The organism is Frankia sp. CcWB2 (genome assembly GCF_977927585.1).
Genome location: NZ_CDWRCM010000174.1, coordinates 5,939 through 6,410 on the forward strand (window position 1 = coordinate 5,939; position 472 = coordinate 6,410).

The 472-nt window shown below is 73.1% G+C and carries 1 protein-coding gene; it reads left to right on the top strand.

Annotation, left to right across the window (positions count from 1 at the left end):
* Nucleotides 1–14: 14 nt before the first annotated feature.
* Nucleotides 15–401, top strand: coding sequence for a YkvA family protein (locus ACY45C_RS16650; protein WP_462188494.1), 387 nt, complete (start codon nt 15–17; stop codon nt 399–401).
* The last annotated feature ends 71 nt before the right edge of the window (nt 402–472 follow it).

Here is a 472-nt window from a genome sequence, read left to right on the forward strand (position 1 = left end):
AGTGGTGGGCAGCGATGAGTGACAACGTCGGAACCGGGCTGCTCATCGCCCTCGGGGTCCTCGTCGTGATCATCCTGGCGCTGGCCGTGGCCGCGCTGGTTGTCGTCCGGAAGTACCGGCTGCCGCTGCGGGGCCTCGTGGCGACCCTGGCGGGCCTCGCCTACGTCATCTCCCCGGTGGACGCCGTCCCGGAGATTCCGCTGGGGCCGATCGGACTGATCGACGACATCACCGTGATTATCGCGGCGGTGGTCTACCTGCGCGGCCTGATCGCCGCGCGGCGGGGGCTGGGCCCGGCCGGGATCGATCCACCCAGCCGGGCGCCCCACCCGATGCCGCGGCAGCCTCCGCCGCCTCGGACACCGCCTTGGACACCGCCTCGGCGCCGTAGCCCCCGATGATGGCCGGGAGGACGACCACCGAGGCCGCCTCCTCCGGTCGCCGGCCGGGCCTCAGGAAACCTGCCAGAGCC

Coding starts and splice junctions, on each gene's coding strand:
- ACY45C_RS16650 (WP_462188494.1), top strand. CDS start 15: ATGAGTGACAACGTCGGAACCGGGCTGCTCATCGCCCTCGGGGTCCTC.